The sequence below is a fragment of the Bacillus sp. mrc49 genome, assembly GCF_002803435.1.
Map to the genome: position 1 here is coordinate 1 of NZ_PHNG01000142.1, position 952 is coordinate 952.

The 952-nt window shown below is 51.2% G+C and carries 1 pseudogene; it reads right to left on the minus strand.

What is annotated here, in order from left to right:
* Window positions 1–952: pseudogene (locus CVN76_RS00980) on the minus strand (hypothetical protein); the annotation flags it as partial.

Consider the following 952-nt stretch of genomic DNA (forward strand, 5'->3'; position numbering starts at 1 on the left):
CTTCACCGTATCGAAGTTCCGCCATACGTAAATAATCCCCGCAGTCAAAGCCGCCAGGGCTACCACAATTAGGCCGATAGGGTTAGCCATAAGGACGCCATTAAAAAGAGCCGCAGCCGTTGTGGCCCCGACATTTGCGAGCTTATATGCGTTCATCATCGTCGTTACGGTGCTTATGACTGTCATTGCGGCAAAACCGGCTTTGAGCACGACAAGCGCCCCACCGACGGAAATAATCGTCTCCCTGATCGCCGGCCAATTGTTCGCAATTGTTGTGGCGAGATTTATCGCCCCTGATACCGCAGAGCTGAAAGCCCCTTCCGCCTTTACCTGGAAGTCCGCAAACTTTCCACTCTCCATGAAGGCAGTAAACTTATCGATAAAAGGGGCCACGGAGCTTAACGCAGATTCACCGAGCCCAACGAGGAATTGCTTCGTCGTGTCAACGAGTTTGCCCCACTTGGCGTAGGTAGTATCGTTTACCTTTCCGAGATATTTAGTATCAATCCCGATTTTTGATAGCACATCGTCGAGCGCCTTCAACTTCTCCGCCTGATTGGCCGCATCTTTAATCGGCTGCACTTGGGCTTTCGTTAAATTAAAACGGTCCTTCAACGATACCAGGTCGCCACCCAGCGCCTCCTTTATCGCGAATCCGGCCCCATCGAATCCTTGCATCGGATTAAGGTAACTCAGGCGTTCCGTGAGGTCGACCATCGTCTTAATCTCGTCAGTATTCTTTGTCAGTGTCGAAAAGGATTGCGTAGAGCTCAAGGCTTCCTGATAGGTCATGACGGAATTGACCGCCTTGTTTTGGATGAACTCGGACAGCTCCTTCGCTGCCTTCGCATCCCCGCGAAACATCGCTTCAAGACTGACCTTGTTATAGTCGAGCTTCATCGCCTCGCCAATTGTAGCGTTAAGCGCCTTCTGAGCACCAACAACTCCTATA